The following is a 15,097-nucleotide window of genomic DNA, read 5'->3' as shown; positions in this document are numbered from 1 at the left end:
AAATAATTCGTATTACGAAGTAGTTTTTGGGGGTCAGGAAATGAAGACAGTTTTTTCATACGCAAAGGCTTATAAGTGGCCAATGCTCGTTGCCTTGCTCCTCATGTTTTTGGAGTTAGCGGTGGAGCTAATCCAGCCGTTATTGATCGCCAAGATCATTGACGATGGTATTTTGGCGGAAGACGTTAACATCGTTTGGACATGGGGAAGTGTCATGATGGGGTTGGCTTTTGTCGCATTCTTTTCAGGCGTGATCAATTCCTATTTTGCGGCACACGCAGCACAAAGTTTCGCTTTTGACTTGCGCCAGGCATTATTCCGCCAAGTGCAGTCATTTTCCATGGCAACGTTTTTAAGATTCCCGACATCGGGATTGATAACAAGATTAACGAGCGACGTATCGATGGCGCAAAACGTCCTCTTCATGGGCTTGCGTGTCATGTTGCGAGCTCCATTATTAGTTATTGGTAGCTTGGCAATGGCGTTTGTCGTCAATGTAAAACTTGCGATGTATCTTGTCATCGGTGCGCCATTTCTATTTGTTTTCCTTTTCATCATGGCGCGTAAAGGTGTCGGCTATTTTGCCAATGTTCAACATAGGCTCGACCGAGTCAACCGTGTCATCCAGGAGAATTTACAAGCGGTCCGTTTGATAAAAGCGTATCTACGTGGAATGTATGAAGCAAGCCGCTTCATGAAAGTTGCAGATGCATTAAAGAAAGATACCGTCAAAGCGATGCGAATGATGGAGCTTATTTTGCCGGTGCTGTTGTTTGTAATGAACGTCAGCTTGATGGCTGTCCTTTGGTTCGGATCCACTGAAATCCGTACGGGGGATGCACAAGTAGGGGAACTTGTTGCCGTCGTCAACTATGCAATGCGGATGACAGGAGCATTCTCGATGTTCGCATGGATTCTTGTTGCGTTCTCGCGGGCAAAAGCTTCATCCGAACGGTTGGAAGAAGTATTGCTTGCAACCGATGATTTGGAACAACATGATACGGAAAGCTCCAGCTTCACTCAATATAAGGGAGAGTTAAGATTCGAAAACGTTTCGTTTAAGTATCCAGGAAAACCTGAACCGATATTGGATAATGTCTCCTTCCGTGTTGCACCTGGTGAGAAGCTTGCCATTATGGGGGCAACCGGTTCAGGTAAATCCACACTTCTGAATCTCATACCGCGTATTTTCGAAACGACCGATGGGAAGATTTTTGTCGGCGGGGTAGAAGTGAATGATTGGCCATTGAAGGATTTGCGAGATACGATCGGGTTAGTTCCGCAGCAATCCATTCTATTCACAGGTTCAATCCTTGAAAACCTTTCTTGGGGGGATTCGGAGGCAGCTCCTGATGAACTTGAGGAGGCTGCGAAAAAGGCGCAGATACACGAATCAATTGATCTATTCCCTAAGAAGTATGGAACGCGTGTTGGACAAAAAGGGGTCAATCTATCAGGTGGGCAAAAGCAGCGACTGTCCATTGCGCGGGCACTTGTCCGGAAACCTTCAATTCTGATTCTTGACGATAGCACGAGTGCGCTCGATGTTAAAACGGAAAACGCCTTATGGGAGGCATTGGCAGAGGAAGCCGCGACAATGCTCGTCGTCACGCAAAAAGTGCAGACAGCAAGAGGTGCGGATCAGATTCTCTTACTCGATGAGGGGAAAGTTGTTGGATACGGCACCCATGCTGACTTGATGGCGCAATCCGAATTGTATCGGAAAATTGCCGAGTCCCAGTCAGAAGAGGAGGTGGTCATCAATGGTACGGATCAGTAAACCTTTCGGCTATGAACCGATCATAAAGAAGGAAGATATTAAAGGACCAAATAGAAAAAAGGTAGAGCGTGCGGGAGATTGGAAGTCTGTTTTACTGAGAATCTGGAAGCTTGTTGATGAACAAAGGGGCTTGCTTATAACTGTGCTTGCACTCGTGCTCTTTAGCTCAGGATTTGCACTATTGGGACCGCTTTTGATTGGTAAAATCATAGATGAGTATATTATTCCGATGCAGTTTGACGGGTTGGCAGGTACAATCGGGCTGTTGATAGCAATCTATGCAGGGTTGTCACTTTCAACGTATTTCCAAAGTTTTTGGATGGTTGGTATCGCACAACAAACGATACTGAGATTACGCACGAATTTATTCTCACATCTTCAAAAGCTGCCGGTCACTTTTTTCGATAGGCGGCAACACGGTGAATTGATGAGCCGCCTGACGAATGATATCGAAAACGTCAGCCAGACATTGAACTCGTCATTCATCCAAGTGTTCTCAAGTATTTTGACGTTGACAGGGACATTGGCTGTCATGCTTTACTTAAGCCCGCTTTTGACACTGTTAACGATGATTATCGTTCCAGTCATGTTTATCGCCATTCGGTGGATTACCCGCCGTACAGGTCTGCTCTTTAAAGAACAGCAGCAAGCGGTCGGTGAGTTGAATGGAATGATTGAAGAAACGATTTCCGGACAACGAATCGTCAAAGCATTTTCCCAAGAAGAACGGGTAATGGAGGAATTTGCGCAAAAAAGCGAACGACTTCGTCGAACAGGATTTTGGGCGATGACGTATTCGGGGTTCATTCCAAAAGTGATGAACATGCTAAATAACGCCGCGTTCGCAATCGTTGCAGGTGTAGGTGGTCTATTAGCGCTGAATAGTGATGGTCTCGTTACAATTGGTACAATTGTTATCTTTTCTGAGTACGCTCGCCAATTTACAAGACCGCTTAATGATCTTTCCAACCAGTTCAACACGGTTCTCTCGGCAATCGCTGGGGCAGAGCGTGTATTCAAAATCATGGATGAACCAATTGAGAAAGATGATGCAAAGGAACATAAGGATACAGTACTAAAAGGGGACGTCGAGTTCCGGAACGTTTCCTTCGGTTATGCGGTAGATACGGACGGCTATACGATCGATGATGTTTCTTTCCATGTAAAGCCGGGTGAAACTGCTGCGTTTGTCGGTGCAACTGGGGCAGGAAAGACAACGATCATGCAACTGCTTGCCCGATTCTACGAAACGAATAAAGGGGATATCTTAATCGACGGAATTCCGATCAAAGACTTGCCACGTCAAACGTTGCGAAGTCAAATGGCCTTCGTCTTACAAGATCCTTTCTTATTTGAAGCGACCGTCATGGAAAATATCCGTTACGGAAGGCTCGATGCAACCGACGAAGAAGTGATAGAGGCGGCGAAGCAGGCAAATGCCCATAGCTTCATTTCCAGACTTGAAGATGGCTACAACACAGTTTTGACAGCCGACGGGGGAGAAATTTCACAAGGTCAAAAACAATTACTCTCCATCGCAAGAGCACTCGTCGCCGATCCGGTATTGCTTCTATTAGATGAAGCAACAAGCAGCATCGACACCGTCACGGAACTGCAAATCCAGGAAGCACTCGAACGATTGATGGAAGGACGAACAAGCTTCGTCATCGCCCACAGACTTAACACAGTCCGAAAAGCGAATACCGTCTACGTCATGGACCAAGGGAAGCTCATCGAATCCGGCAGCCAAGACGCATTGATCGAACAACAAGGGGTTTACTATACGATGTTAATGGACTCGAAAATATAAGGAAAAGGCTGCGTCTCCACGCAGCCTTTTTCTATTATTATTTCCGATCCTCAATATCCAACTTCGTTCCATCGCTGAAATCGACACCCAAATCGAACTTCGTATACGTATCCAATCCGAACCACTTCATAATCTTATCAATCGCATCCTGCTTCGACGTATCTTTCGTCAGCATGATATTCATGAAAAGCTCATCAAATTTATTGAATGCATCCGTGCCTTCCAACTTCAAGTTGGCCAGCTTATTCTCATACGAGGCACTATGTGATTTCGCAACCGCATACTCCGCATCCACAACATCCTGCCCGTCCACCTCTATCTCCAAATCGAATTTATCAAATCCATATCCTGAACCAGCATTCAACGTTCCGCCTTCCGCATCATCCTTGACGACAAGTGCATTATCCTTCTGCAAAGGTTTGTCCGGCCCCTTGCCCACATCCTTATTCGAATTTCCGCAAGCTCCCAAAACAAGCACAGCGAATAAAAAGAACATCATAGCCCTCAAAGCATTCCTCATAATAGCAAACCTCCAGTTATAGTCTCTATTCATTAATTTCCTTCATAACGGAAAATTAAACAATAGGGTGAGTGGGTGAATGTTTCAAATTCATGCGAGTCGGTGATAAACCTTGGTTAACTGGTGATAACCACATCCCCTTCAACAACAAAACACCCGGCATTAGGCCGGGTGTTGAATCCTCTATATTAAAATCACCATTTCGCACGATGCTCTTCCGTGCAGCCCAACATTTGTCGGATGCGGAGAAATGAACCGTCGTGCAACTTGACACGGCCATTGAAATAGCCGACTAACTGATGGACATTTGTTTGGATAAGCTGCGCATTCGTCCTCGCTGTTCGTTCGAAAAATGGAGAAAATGTCATGTCGACTTGATCGGAAAACTTCGTTCGAATATGCCAAGGATGCATAAAGTTTTCCGGATTATACGTAAAAATGACATCCTCATGAACCTTCGTCATTTCGCCATCCACAAATATAGCATTCTCAGTCATACCTGTTCCATCTGTCCACTTGCCCCCGAAGTTCAGTCCGATTCGGCGGCCGCCTAAGCGTTGGGAAGCCATTGCCCAATTCCACTCTGCATCGCGTGGCCAAACTCCGCGTCCAAAGTCAAGGACGGCAAAGCTATACTCCGGATTGAAATTGTAGCGTTTATCCCCAATCTTTACAAAACCGGTCGTAGGCAATGAATGATGCTTCGCCGTAAACTGAAACAGATCCCTTTTCCATGGGATGACAACGTTGAGGGAGTCGTCATGCTCAGGATGTAAGATATGCAAATCGGCGTGTAGCACTTCATTATCAAAATCTGGGATTGTAACGGATAGGTGGGTCTCTCCTTGCATATGCACAAGCTGAACAGAAATCCGTTCATTGACGAATTTCACACTGTCCAGTACTTCCTCCGGCATCTTCACTTTTCGGCCAATCGGTAGTACAATCTGCTTCTCATAGAAACGCTGCGTTTCGTAGTCAAGAATATAGACAAAGCAAACTGCTGCGTAATCGAGATGGCTGATTGTTGCAGAAAAAAGAAGATCCTCGCCAAACACACACCAATTATTCCATTTCTTTTTCCGCATAAAATGGCCCTTTAAATTGCTTATAATGAGCGGACGGCGGGCATATCCAATCGCTTCAGGATTCAGCATCCCTTTACGATCACAAAGATTCACCTGATCCGTTATCTCCCGTTCAGCATGCTGCAAGAAGATCCCCCCAAACTATTGTCTTTTTCGCTTACCATGATATACTTTATATTGTAGCAGATTTACGGGGCATTAGCTCAGCTGGGAGAGTGTCACGCTGGCAGTGTGAAGGTCACCGGTTCGAACCCGGTATGCTCCATAACAAAGGAACCTCGTCAAATTAGGAATTTGGCAAGGTTCCTTTTTTGTTTTGTCTAATAGACTCATCGTCGCTGCTTTTTTATTCATACCCTCGAATGAATAGGTATGATTGAATCATACGATTGAATTACGGGGGTGTTTATGTAAATTGTACAATCGAGAGGCAGCGGTACGGTACGCGGATCAATGGTGGAATGGCAGGAATCCGGCATTTCCTTCATTCGATGTCGACTGTACGAATTATATTTCGCAATGCTTGCTTGCAGGTGGGGCGCCTATGCATGGGTATCCGAACCGTGAGCGGGGCTGGTGGTTGCAAGGCGGGACTTGGAGCTTCAGCTGGTCGGTTTCGCACTCATTACATTGGTATGTGGCAGCATCGAAAAAAGGGTTGACCGCAAAGAAGGTAAGTTCACCTTATGAGTTGGATTTAGGGGATCTTATTTTCTATGATTTCCAGGGGGACGGGAGATACGATCATTCGACGATTGTCACCGCAAAGGACATTAACGGTGCACCACTTGTCAATGCACACACGTATGATGCCTATCATCGGACGTGGGATTACAAGGATTCGTACGCTTGGCGGGAAAATGCGAAATATGCATTCTTTAAAATTAATGATCAGTTCTCTTAAAACGGAAAAAGACGGAGCCGATTTAATTGGCAATCCGTCTTTTTTCTGTATAACGTTTAGACTCCGGGCACCACGCCGCATCTTCGACTTATGCCCATCGTCTCTAAGCAGACGCCCTCCGCTTTTGATTAATACCACAATACTGCAAGCGTTCCTTCGCCGGCATGGACAGCGAGTGTGGAGCTAATATCCCCGATTTCTACCCCGATTTCTGGGGCTTTATCGATAATCATTTGCTTCAACTGCTTGGCTTGCTCTAACACATTACCTTGCATCAAGTAAATTTTGCCCTCGCCTGTTGGATGCCCTTCAAGCACTTTATCAACCAAGTATTGAAGCGCTTTCTTTTCCGAACGTACTTTTTCAATCGCTTCTAATTTGCCATCGGTTGTAATTTGAATAACTGGCTTCACTTTTAAAAGGCTGCCAAGGAAAAATTGGACGCCATTCATCCGCCCGCCTTTGTATAGCTGTTCCAATTGACCGATAAGAATGAAGTTATTTAATGACCCTGCAATCTTATCAAGACTTTCCTTGATTTCAATGACAGAAGCTCCGGAATCCTGTAACTCCATCCCTTTTTCAATTAAACCTGTAAGGCCGTAAGAAACAGATAGGGAATCAATGAACGTTATTGGGAATTCAGCAATTTCAGCGCCTGCCATCGAAGAGGCGAGTGTTCCGCTTAACTCGGATGAAACATGAACGGCAATTGCTTGTTCATAGTTTTCCGAAATCCTTTTGAACTTCTCAGCAAATTCCCCTGCTGAAGGTTGTGATGTTTTTGGAAACTCAGTTGCGTTCTTAATATTTTCGTATAATTGGCTCGGTGTAAGGTCGACACCGTCCACAAATTGTTTTTCCCCGAAATGTATATTTAGTGGTATCGAATAAAAATCGGGGTTTTGTTTCAATTCTTCAGTAATGAATGCAGTACTGTCAGTAATCCATGCAATCGGTTTTTTAGTCATTGTCCGCCATCCTTTTTCAAAACTTTCATTCCTTTTATTATTATACTATGGAAAGTAATTTAGAGAAATACCAAATAGAAGAAATGTCGGAATATCTCCGTGAAAAGAGGGACATCCTCGATGTTGCGTGGAATTTGTGTATAATAGTTGGAAGTATGATCAAAAGGAGAATCTGAAATTATGAATGAACAAGCACTATCGGTTAGGGACGCAATCGTCAACCGCCGCTCAATCAAAAACTTCAACGGGCAGCCGGTCGATCTTGAAAATATAAATGAAATCTTAGATGATGCAAGATGGGCACCGAACCACGGGCTGCGCAACCCATGGCGTTTCATCGTTGCTGCCAATAAAGAATATGTAAAATTCCAGGATGTATTGAAGGAATACGGGGTACCGAAATGGAAGGAACTTTCCGAAGAGGAATTAGAAAGGAAAATGAAAAACTTCCGCGCCCCTGGAGCAGTCGTATTTGTTATCGTTAAAGAGGATGTTCGCCAAAAAGAACGCCTCGAAGACTATGCAGCAGCAAGTATGCTCATTCAAAACGCAATGCTATTAGCATGGGATAAAGGCATCGGTTCTTGCTGGAAGACACCAGTATTCCTTGATAACCCGAAATTCCGCGATGAACTTGGTGTCAAACAAGGTGAACGAATCATTAGCATGCTACAATTCGGCTACTATGATGACTATCCAAAAAACCGCACCCGCACACCACTAGAAGACATCGTGACATACTACGGCAGAGAAGCAGAAGCAAAAGAAGCTAACGAAGAATAAATAAAAAGGGCAATCCTAAAGTGCACCCGGATTGTCCTTTTTATTGTTGTATTAGAAACTCCGTTGATTGGAGCGTAAGGCGGCGACTCCAGGGGGATTAGCGGGACAGGTGAGACCCCGCGGTGGAGCGAAGCGACCGAGGAGGCTCACCGCCCGCCCCCCGGAAAGCGTCCGCCTGAAGCGCAAATCAACATTTTCACTTCTTCAATTCATCCTTCGAAAACTCTGCAAGCTCATAATAATAATCCCCAATCACACGCAATCCCTTATCAAAGTTCTCCAAATGGAAATGCTCATTAGGGGCATGGAAATTCTCACTTGATAAGCCGAAGCCCATAAGGACCACAGGTAAATTCAAGATTTCATCGAATGCCGCCACGATTGGAATCGAACCTCCCATACGTGTGAAAGCAGTCGGTACTTCATACACCTTTTCATACGACTTGCCCGCAGCCTGGATAGCCGGGTGGTCGAAAGGAGTGATGAACGGTTTTCCTTTATCGAACTCCGAAACAGTCACTGTGACGCCAGCAGGCTTATGCTTTTCGATATGCGCTCTCAATTTTTTCACGATATCTTCAGGATCTTGGTCAGGGACAAGTCGGCAAGTGATTTTTGCACCAGCTTCGGAAGGCAATACTGTTTTAATCCCTTCGCCCGAGAACCCGCCAAAAACACCATTCACTTCAAGAGTAGGGCGTGTCCATGTCTGTTCCAAATAGGAGAAGCCTTTTTCGCCGAATAGCTCGTTCACTCCGATTTCTTCCTTCAACGCTTCCTCATCGAAGTTAAGTTCTCGATAGGCTTCGCGTTCTTCATCTGCAAGAGGTCGCACATCATCGTAAAAGCCCTCCACCGAAATCGTACCTTCTTGATCATGGAACGACGCAAGAATTTCCGAAATAGCATGGATCGGGTTTTGCACGCCGCCTCCATAAATTCCGGAGTGCAAATCGCCTTTCGCACCTTTAACATCGATCTGAACGCCAGCTAACCCGCGTAGGCCATAGCAAATTGCCGGTTTTCCTGGACCGTACATTCCCGTATCAGAAATGACAATGATATCAGCAGCAAGCTTCTCTTTATTCTCCTCAATATATTTCTCAAGGTTCGGACTGCCGACTTCTTCTTCGCCTTCGATAATGAATTTAACATTCACCGGCAAGCTTCCATTTTCATTCATAAGTGCTTCAACGGCTTTAATATGCATGAAAACTTGACCTTTGTCGTCGCTCGCTCCGCGTGCATATAATTTATTATCACGAACTTCAGGGTCGAATGGACCGCTTTCCCATAAATTCAGCGGATCGACAGGCTGAACATCATAATGGCCGTAGAAAAGAATAGTAGGTTTTCCTTCCGCATGAAGCCAATCTCCGTAAACGACTGGATGTCCTTCTGTTTCATCGATGGAGGTGTTTTCCAATCCTGCTCTTTCGAATGAATCCTTCAGCCATTCCGCAGCTTTTTGCATATCTCCCTTATGCTCAGACAATGCGCTGACGCTTGGGATACGGAGAAAATCCTTCAATTCATTCAAATGTTCGTCTCTTTTTGCTGTGAAATAGGCGTCCAATGATTGTAGATGGTTCAAGTGAATCCCTCTTTTCAAATTAATTAGTGAATAAAAATAGTATATCATGTCGTTAACAATCAAGTTATTTAAAAGGACGATTTATAATGAGTATGGTATGATATTTAAAAGTTACTAAATTGAACGAATTGTAGAAGTAGAGATAAATCCGGGAGGAATCACTTTTGTTTATCGCGCTTGGGTTCTTTTTATTCATGTCGTTCTTTCTATCGGGGAGTGAGACGGCATTAACGGCGGTCAATCGGATGAAAGTCCAGCTTCGCGCCGAGCAAGGCGACCGTAAGTCAGTTAAATTAAGGAATCTAATTTCAAAACCAGACCGAATGATTACGGCAATTCTTATCGGAAACAATATAGCGAATATTATGATGCCTACGCTTGTGACGATGATTGCAATTGATAAAGGTTGGAAGGTTGGATTGGCGACGGGGATTTTGACGGTCGTCATCATTATTTTCGGTGAAGTACTTCCAAAAACGATCTCGGCGACATTTTCAGACCGAATTGCATACGTAGTGGCACCTACTATCTTTTTACTTGTCAAACTACTTACCCCACTGACAGCGTTTCTTGCCTTATTCACGAACTTCTTCATCCGTATCATTTCCAAAGGTGCTGTGACCGAAGCCACATTGACGAAGGAAGAGTTACGTTCAATGGTGGACATCGCGTCGACGGAAGGAACATTTTTGCAGGAAGAATCACAACGGTTGAAGGGTGTACTTGACTTCCCTGAAAAGGACGTTTCGGACGTTATGGTAACCCACCGTACAGATATCATCGGACTTCCGATTGAATCGACGTATGAAGAAGTGCGGGACACGATTCTCGAATACTTTTACACGCGTTATCCAGTATACGAGGAAAGCATTGACAGAGTCGTAGGTGTTTTTTATTCGAAAATGCTGATTGAGTGGTCAATGGAGCCCGAAAAGAAACTATCCGAACTGATGGATGATCAGCCTCTATTCGTCGTCCAAACATCGAGTGTCGAAAAAGTGTTTAAGTTAATGCTTGCGAAGAAGAAGCATATGGCAGTCATTTTGGATGAATACGGCGGAACTCTCGGAATTGTTACGCATGAAGATATTATTGAAGAGATGATCGGTCAAGATATCGAGGATGAAACGGACTTCGATGAGGAAGTGCTTGTCTATGAAAATGATGACCATTTATTAATCTGTCATGGGCGTCTTGAGATTGTCGACGTCAGTGAGATGTTAAAAGTGGAATTGCCGACCGACCTCGAAACAATTGGCGGCTTTGTCATGCAGGAGTTAGGTCATGTACCTGAACAGGGAGAGCGGTTTACATATGAAAACCTCTTTTTCGAAATCGAAGAAATGGACCGAAGCCGCATTGTGAAGATGAAAATCACAAAACGTGTAATTGAAGAGGAAGAAGAATAACGAATTATTTGGTATAAACTTATGTTAGTACCTTGTACTATCCGTTGCTTGTAGTGGAAGGCGTCCGCCTGAAACGAAAAGCAACACTTTATAAAACAGCCCCACGAATTGACCGTGGGGCTGTTTTAAATACACCTAACTTACATAAATGTAAGATTACTGAAAGAGAAACCGATAGTTTGTAATGAAGAAATCATCGATAATGAATCCAACAGCAACAAAACGGAGGCGTTATCTATGAAGATTGACTTGACAGAGCTATACGAAGAATATGGCCGTTATATATATCACTTATGTTTGAAACTAACACGTAATAAAGAGGAAGCGGAAGACCTCATGCAAGACGTATGGGTCAAAGTTGTCCGCTATAGCGGGAAAATGGACAGTGTCGACCGCATGAAGGCATGGTTGACGACAATCTGTATGAACACATTCCGCGATCGCTATAGGAAAGACGTGAGAAGAAGTAAACATGTGATGAATCAACCTGAAACATTGGACGTTCCAATCTTAGATTTGGTTCCCAGTGATAACCCAACACCCGTTGAAATGATCGAACAAAACGACATCCAACAGATGGTCCAACAAAAAATTGGCCAATTGGATAGCATTTACCGAACAACGATCGAATACTTCTACGTATACCAATATTCATTAATTGAAATCGCTGATTTAATGAAAGTATCAATCGGCACAGTAAAATCGCGTTTATTCCGTGCTAAGAAATACTTGAAGGAATTAATGATAGACGATACAGCGGTGAGAGAATACGTCATCGCTTGATGAATACTGAATTGAAAAAGGCTGTCCACGAATAGAATCATCTATCCGTGGACAGCCTTTTTATCATTCAGATAGCTCTACAAGTTGTTTATTCAACAACGCTAATTTTTCTTCCATCGCGGCTAACCGTTGCTCCGCTTTATGGACGGAGTCTGCATGTCCCGTCGACTCCAATTTCTCCACATCACCTTGGAGGTTAATATAGTCCATTTTCAATTCGGCGATTGCTGATTCGATCTGACGTTTATTCATAAATAGTACTCCAATCGTTTTCCTTTAGTTTAGCATATCAGACATCGTTTTTCCGCCTGCTCCTCGTTTTGGGTGTTCAATCAAATAGAAGATTGTTTCCAAAACTGTGTCCAATCCACCTCCAAGGTTGAGGGAGAGTTGGCGTTCGATGGCCCGCTTTCTTAAAGGTTCATGCAACAAAGGTTCCATGATGGCATTCAGGAGATTCGATTGCTTCACTTTCCGTCCGAGGCCAAGATGGACGAAACCGTGCTGTTCTTTCGGAAATGTTAGGCCTACCTCAAAATCATTTTGTGATAGTACGATGCATGGAATTCCCATCACCGCTACTTCATACGGCATATAGCCTGACGCGCATAATACGACGTCTGCATGTGCATAAACTTCCGGTAGGTCATAAGGAGGTTGCTGGACAATTGTGTTTCGCCTGCCAAGCGCCATCATTCGAAGGGTGCTTATGTCATGTGGATATTTCTCCCCGACAAGGACAGTCACTTTCAAGGGAATCTGTAGCTGGGAAACGTGGCGTAATGCCCTGAATGTCAGGTTTCCTTCATCTTCCTCTCCGAAAGAGATGACAAGATGAGGGAGAGTTCCCGGTGGCTCCTTTTTTAGCCCGTGTTTTTTAAAATCTTTCATGGACGGATCTGCGATGAACAGTTGGCGATCTCTTACATAATGTTCCGGTACTTCATCAATTGAATCGTCCAAAAGGGTTTGGATTACAAAATCCGCCTGCTTTCCACCATCTCCGAAATCGTCAAAATGCAGGATGGATGGAACAATTTCCCGTATTTTTTCCACTTCTTCCGCAATCGTCGAACCGGAATCCCGGATGAGCAGATCAGGATGGATGAACGTTAATACTTGAAGCAGGTTGGATTTTTTACCGACGATAATCGATTTGAATCCATCAGGAGGTAGGGGGGAATTTTCACCTACTATGAATAGAACGTTCACTTCTTTTGCGATAGCTTGGGCAAGTACAATTGCCCTTCTTGAGGGATAAGAACCTTTCCCATCGGCTCTTGCGATGTAGAATGCAACAGTTTTCTTCTTTGAATTTTCTATTGGAATCACCCTTTCTTACCTATCAGTCAACTACTCTTCTTTTAACCCTATGATTCCAAAAAAGGAGTTATGTACAAATGAGAGGAATGGAAGTGGAATTGTGGTAAACTAACACATATTCTTAAAAGGACAGGGGGAATTTCCGTGTTCGAATCATTATTGTTCGATTTAATGCTTGTCATTTTGTTGGGGATCCTTTCGCAATGGGTTGCGTGGAAATATAGAATGCCTGCGATTGTAGTCATGTCTCTTGCGGGCCTATTAGTGGGACCCATTTTCGGGTTGATTAATCCGCAGGAAACGATGGGTGATCTATTTGGTCCGATCATTACTTTTGCAGTCGCGATCATTTTATTTGAAGGAAGCTTGAACTTGGATATTCGGGAAATTAGGGGATTCAGCAAACCGGTCGGTAGGATTGTGACCATCGGAGCATTCATTGCTTGGATAGCTGGATCACTTGCGGCCCATTATTTGGCTGGACTCTCCTATGAAGTCGCCTTTATCATCGGTGGTTTATTTATCGTCACGGGTCCGACCGTTATCCTTCCTTTACTTAGGCAGGCAAAGTTGAAGCCTCGCCCCGCTGCGATATTGAAATGGGAAGGGATTGTCGTCGATCCCTTCGGTGCATTGCTTGCGGTCTTTGCGTTTGAATTCATTAAATTCGTAAACAGCGAGGTCACTTTAAAATCATTATTATTATTCTTTGCTGCCTCTGCATTTGCAGTGTTTATTGGGTGGCTTGCCGCTCTGATTATCGGAAATGCGTTCGAGCGGGGAAGTATACCGGAGTATTTGAAAGCACCAATTCTGTTCGTCGTTGTCCTGTTCACTTTCGTCTTTTCGGATGAAATCATGCATGAAACGGGCTTGCTTGCCGTAACAGCAATGGGGATGAAGATGGCGAATATGCGCTTGACGACGTTGAATGACGTTCGACATTTCAAGGAGAATATATCGGTGCTTCTCATTTCAGGCATCTTCGTCATGCTTACTGCTTCACTTGATCCGAAAATACTGATTGAGATTTTTAATCCAGCAATTATTACGTATGTCGCTGCAATGCTTTTTGTAGTACGTCCTTTATCAATTTGGATTTCCACTATAGGGACGGATTTGAATTTCCGTGAGAAATTGCTTATTGGCTGGATTGCGCCAAGAGGGATTGTCGCCCTGACAGTATCCGGTTACTTTGCAACAATTCTTCTTGAAAATGGTTATGAAGACGCCGAGTTATTGACTGCATTAACGTTCGCGCTCGTCTTTTTCACGGTTGTTCTCCATGGTTTTTCAATTGGCTTCCTTGCAAAAAAGTTGAATTTGACGACTACCGAGGAGTCGGGTGTCGCAATAATAGGAGGTTCACGCTTTTCCGCTGCACTTGCCGAATCAATAAGGGACACTAACAATGAAGTCCTTCTTGTCGATCAGGGATGGGCGGCGCTCGCGGAGGCAAGAAAGCGTGGGCTGAATAGTTATGTTGGGGATATCCTTTCCGAACAGATTGAATACCACATAGATTTGACGCCTTATCGATATATGCTTGCGATGACGAAGATGGATACGTATAACGCACATATTTGTGCGGATTTCGCACCGGATTTGGGGCGCGAGCATTTATTCCAAACGGCCTTCCATGTAGAAAAAGATGTGGAGGAATTTAAAATAACGGGCGGGCAAAAGCTGTTTTCGCCATCGATATCAATCTATGGCCTCGAGGAGCGGATGCATGCGGGGCACGTGATTCGAAAGACGATGATCACGAAGCAGTACAGTTATACACAATATTTGCGGGAACGTGATGATAAGTCGATTCTTCTATATATATTGCGTGCGGATGGTTCGATTGAATTTTACACGCCAAAAGTGGAGTTGCAAGCAATCGCAGGGGATGCAATCATTGCACTCACATCTCCAGCTAAGACAATCGAGCGGGTAAAGGAACGGTTGGATGGGGAATATCAAGACAGAACAATCCCGTATGAACAGTTGGAAGAAAAATTCATTGAGGAGCCTAATGGTGGGAAGAGGAACATTCCAGGCGCGGCCCCAGCCTCGACGAAAAAAGACGAGTAAGCGTGTTTTAGGTAAATGCCTCCAATTCTATGGTACGATGAACGATGGAGAAC

The 15,097-nt window shown here is 44.3% G+C and carries 13 protein-coding genes and 1 tRNA gene; 8 read left to right on the top strand and 6 right to left on the bottom strand.

Annotated features, from left to right (window positions below; genetic code table 11):
• Positions 1-40 precede the first annotated feature (40 nt).
• Complete coding sequence (locus NSQ43_RS00470; protein ID WP_339252104.1) at positions 41-1,780, top strand: ABC transporter ATP-binding protein; 1,740 nt, start codon at positions 41-43, stop codon at positions 1,778-1,780.
• Positions 1,764-3,590, top strand: a complete 1,827-nt coding sequence (locus tag NSQ43_RS00465) for an ABC transporter ATP-binding protein (RefSeq protein ID WP_339252102.1) — start codon at positions 1,764-1,766, stop codon at positions 3,588-3,590. The genes NSQ43_RS00470 and NSQ43_RS00465 overlap by 17 nt, the downstream gene beginning before the upstream one ends.
• 37 nt (positions 3,591-3,627) lie before the next feature.
• Here NSQ43_RS00465 and NSQ43_RS00460 read toward each other — a convergent pair whose 3' ends face one another.
• Both NSQ43_RS00460 and NSQ43_RS00455 read right to left on the bottom strand, forming a co-directional pair.
• A complete protein-coding gene (locus NSQ43_RS00460) occupies positions 3,628-4,110 on the bottom strand; it encodes a YusW family protein (protein ID WP_339252100.1) in 483 nt (160 codons plus the stop codon).
• A gap of 194 nt (positions 4,111-4,304) precedes the next feature.
• The gene (locus NSQ43_RS00455) at positions 4,305-5,267 is read right to left on the bottom strand and encodes a DUF2804 domain-containing protein (protein ID WP_339254721.1); all 963 of its coding nucleotides are present in this window, start codon (positions 5,265-5,267) and stop codon (positions 4,305-4,307) included.
• 123 nt (positions 5,268-5,390) lie between these two features.
• On the opposite strand from NSQ43_RS00455, the gene NSQ43_RS00450 reads away from it, so the two are divergent.
• Positions 5,391-5,463 (top strand) — tRNA-Ala (locus NSQ43_RS00450).
• Between the two features lie 150 nt (positions 5,464-5,613).
• On the top strand, positions 5,614-6,102 hold the full coding sequence (locus NSQ43_RS00445; protein ID WP_339252098.1) for an amidase domain-containing protein: 489 nt from the start codon (positions 5,614-5,616) through the stop codon (positions 6,100-6,102).
• 128 nt (positions 6,103-6,230) lie between these two features.
• On the opposite strand, the gene NSQ43_RS00440 is transcribed toward NSQ43_RS00445, so the two are convergent.
• On the bottom strand, positions 6,231-7,073 hold the full coding sequence (locus tag NSQ43_RS00440; protein WP_339252096.1) for a DegV family protein: 843 nt from the start codon (positions 7,071-7,073) through the stop codon (positions 6,231-6,233).
• Positions 7,074-7,253: 180 nt separating this feature from the next.
• On the opposite strand from NSQ43_RS00440, the gene NSQ43_RS00435 reads away from it, so the two are divergent.
• Positions 7,254-7,856: a nitroreductase gene (locus NSQ43_RS00435; RefSeq protein WP_339252094.1), complete on the top strand. Its 603-nt coding sequence runs from the start codon at positions 7,254-7,256 to the stop codon at positions 7,854-7,856.
• 196 nt (positions 7,857-8,052) lie between these two features.
• On the opposite strand, the gene NSQ43_RS00430 is transcribed toward NSQ43_RS00435, so the two are convergent.
• Positions 8,053-9,450 carry a dipeptidase gene (locus NSQ43_RS00430; protein WP_339252092.1) on the bottom strand — a complete coding sequence of 466 codons (1,398 nt, stop codon included), beginning with the start codon at positions 9,448-9,450 and terminating at the stop codon, positions 8,053-8,055.
• A 164-nt stretch (positions 9,451-9,614) separates the two neighbouring features.
• On the opposite strand from NSQ43_RS00430, the gene NSQ43_RS00425 reads away from it, so the two are divergent.
• Positions 9,615-10,859: a CNNM domain-containing protein gene (locus NSQ43_RS00425; RefSeq protein WP_339252090.1), complete on the top strand. Its 1,245-nt coding sequence runs from the start codon at positions 9,615-9,617 to the stop codon at positions 10,857-10,859.
• A 237-nt stretch (positions 10,860-11,096) separates the two neighbouring features.
• Positions 11,097-11,642 (top strand): RNA polymerase sigma factor, encoded by a 546-nt coding sequence (locus NSQ43_RS00420; protein ID WP_339252088.1) that lies wholly within the window; start codon positions 11,097-11,099, stop codon positions 11,640-11,642.
• Positions 11,643-11,705: 63 nt separating this feature from the next.
• Here NSQ43_RS00420 and NSQ43_RS00415 read toward each other — a convergent pair whose 3' ends face one another.
• Both NSQ43_RS00415 and NSQ43_RS00410 read right to left on the bottom strand, forming a co-directional pair.
• Positions 11,706-11,894, bottom strand: a complete 189-nt coding sequence (locus NSQ43_RS00415; protein WP_339252087.1) for an SE1832 family protein — start codon at positions 11,892-11,894, stop codon at positions 11,706-11,708.
• 24 nt (positions 11,895-11,918) lie between these two features.
• On the bottom strand, positions 11,919-12,974 hold the full coding sequence (locus tag NSQ43_RS00410; RefSeq protein ID WP_339252085.1) for a hypothetical protein: 1,056 nt from the start codon (positions 12,972-12,974) through the stop codon (positions 11,919-11,921).
• 135 nt (positions 12,975-13,109) lie between these two features.
• On the opposite strand from NSQ43_RS00410, the gene NSQ43_RS00405 reads away from it, so the two are divergent.
• Positions 13,110-15,044 (top strand): sodium:proton antiporter, encoded by a 1,935-nt coding sequence (locus NSQ43_RS00405; protein ID WP_339252083.1) that lies wholly within the window; start codon positions 13,110-13,112, stop codon positions 15,042-15,044.
• The last annotated feature ends 53 nt before the right edge of the window (positions 15,045-15,097 follow it).

The organism is Sporosarcina sp. FSL W8-0480 (assembly GCF_037963765.1).
Lineage (GTDB): Bacteria > Bacillota > Bacilli > Bacillales_A > Planococcaceae > Sporosarcina.
This window is presented reverse-complemented; position numbering and strand designations above follow the sequence as displayed.

Excerpts from the sequence above, each read along its gene's own strand:
- NSQ43_RS00460 (WP_339252100.1), bottom strand. The coding sequence starts at position 4,110 with ATGAGGAATGCTTTGAGGGCTATGATGTTCTTTTTATTCGCTGTGCTT.
- NSQ43_RS00440 (WP_339252096.1), bottom strand. The coding sequence starts at position 7,073 with ATGACTAAAAAACCGATTGCATGGATTACTGACAGTACTGCATTCATT.
- NSQ43_RS00470 (WP_339252104.1), top strand. The coding sequence starts at position 41 with ATGAAGACAGTTTTTTCATACGCAAAGGCTTATAAGTGGCCAATGCTC.
- NSQ43_RS00420 (WP_339252088.1), top strand. The coding sequence starts at position 11,097 with ATGAAGATTGACTTGACAGAGCTATACGAAGAATATGGCCGTTATATA.
- NSQ43_RS00415 (WP_339252087.1), bottom strand. The coding sequence starts at position 11,894 with ATGAATAAACGTCAGATCGAATCAGCAATCGCCGAATTGAAAATGGAC.
- NSQ43_RS00465 (WP_339252102.1), top strand. The coding sequence starts at position 1,764 with ATGGTACGGATCAGTAAACCTTTCGGCTATGAACCGATCATAAAGAAG.
- NSQ43_RS00435 (WP_339252094.1), top strand. The coding sequence starts at position 7,254 with ATGAATGAACAAGCACTATCGGTTAGGGACGCAATCGTCAACCGCCGC.
- NSQ43_RS00455 (WP_339254721.1), bottom strand. The coding sequence starts at position 5,267 with ATGCTGAATCCTGAAGCGATTGGATATGCCCGCCGTCCGCTCATTATA.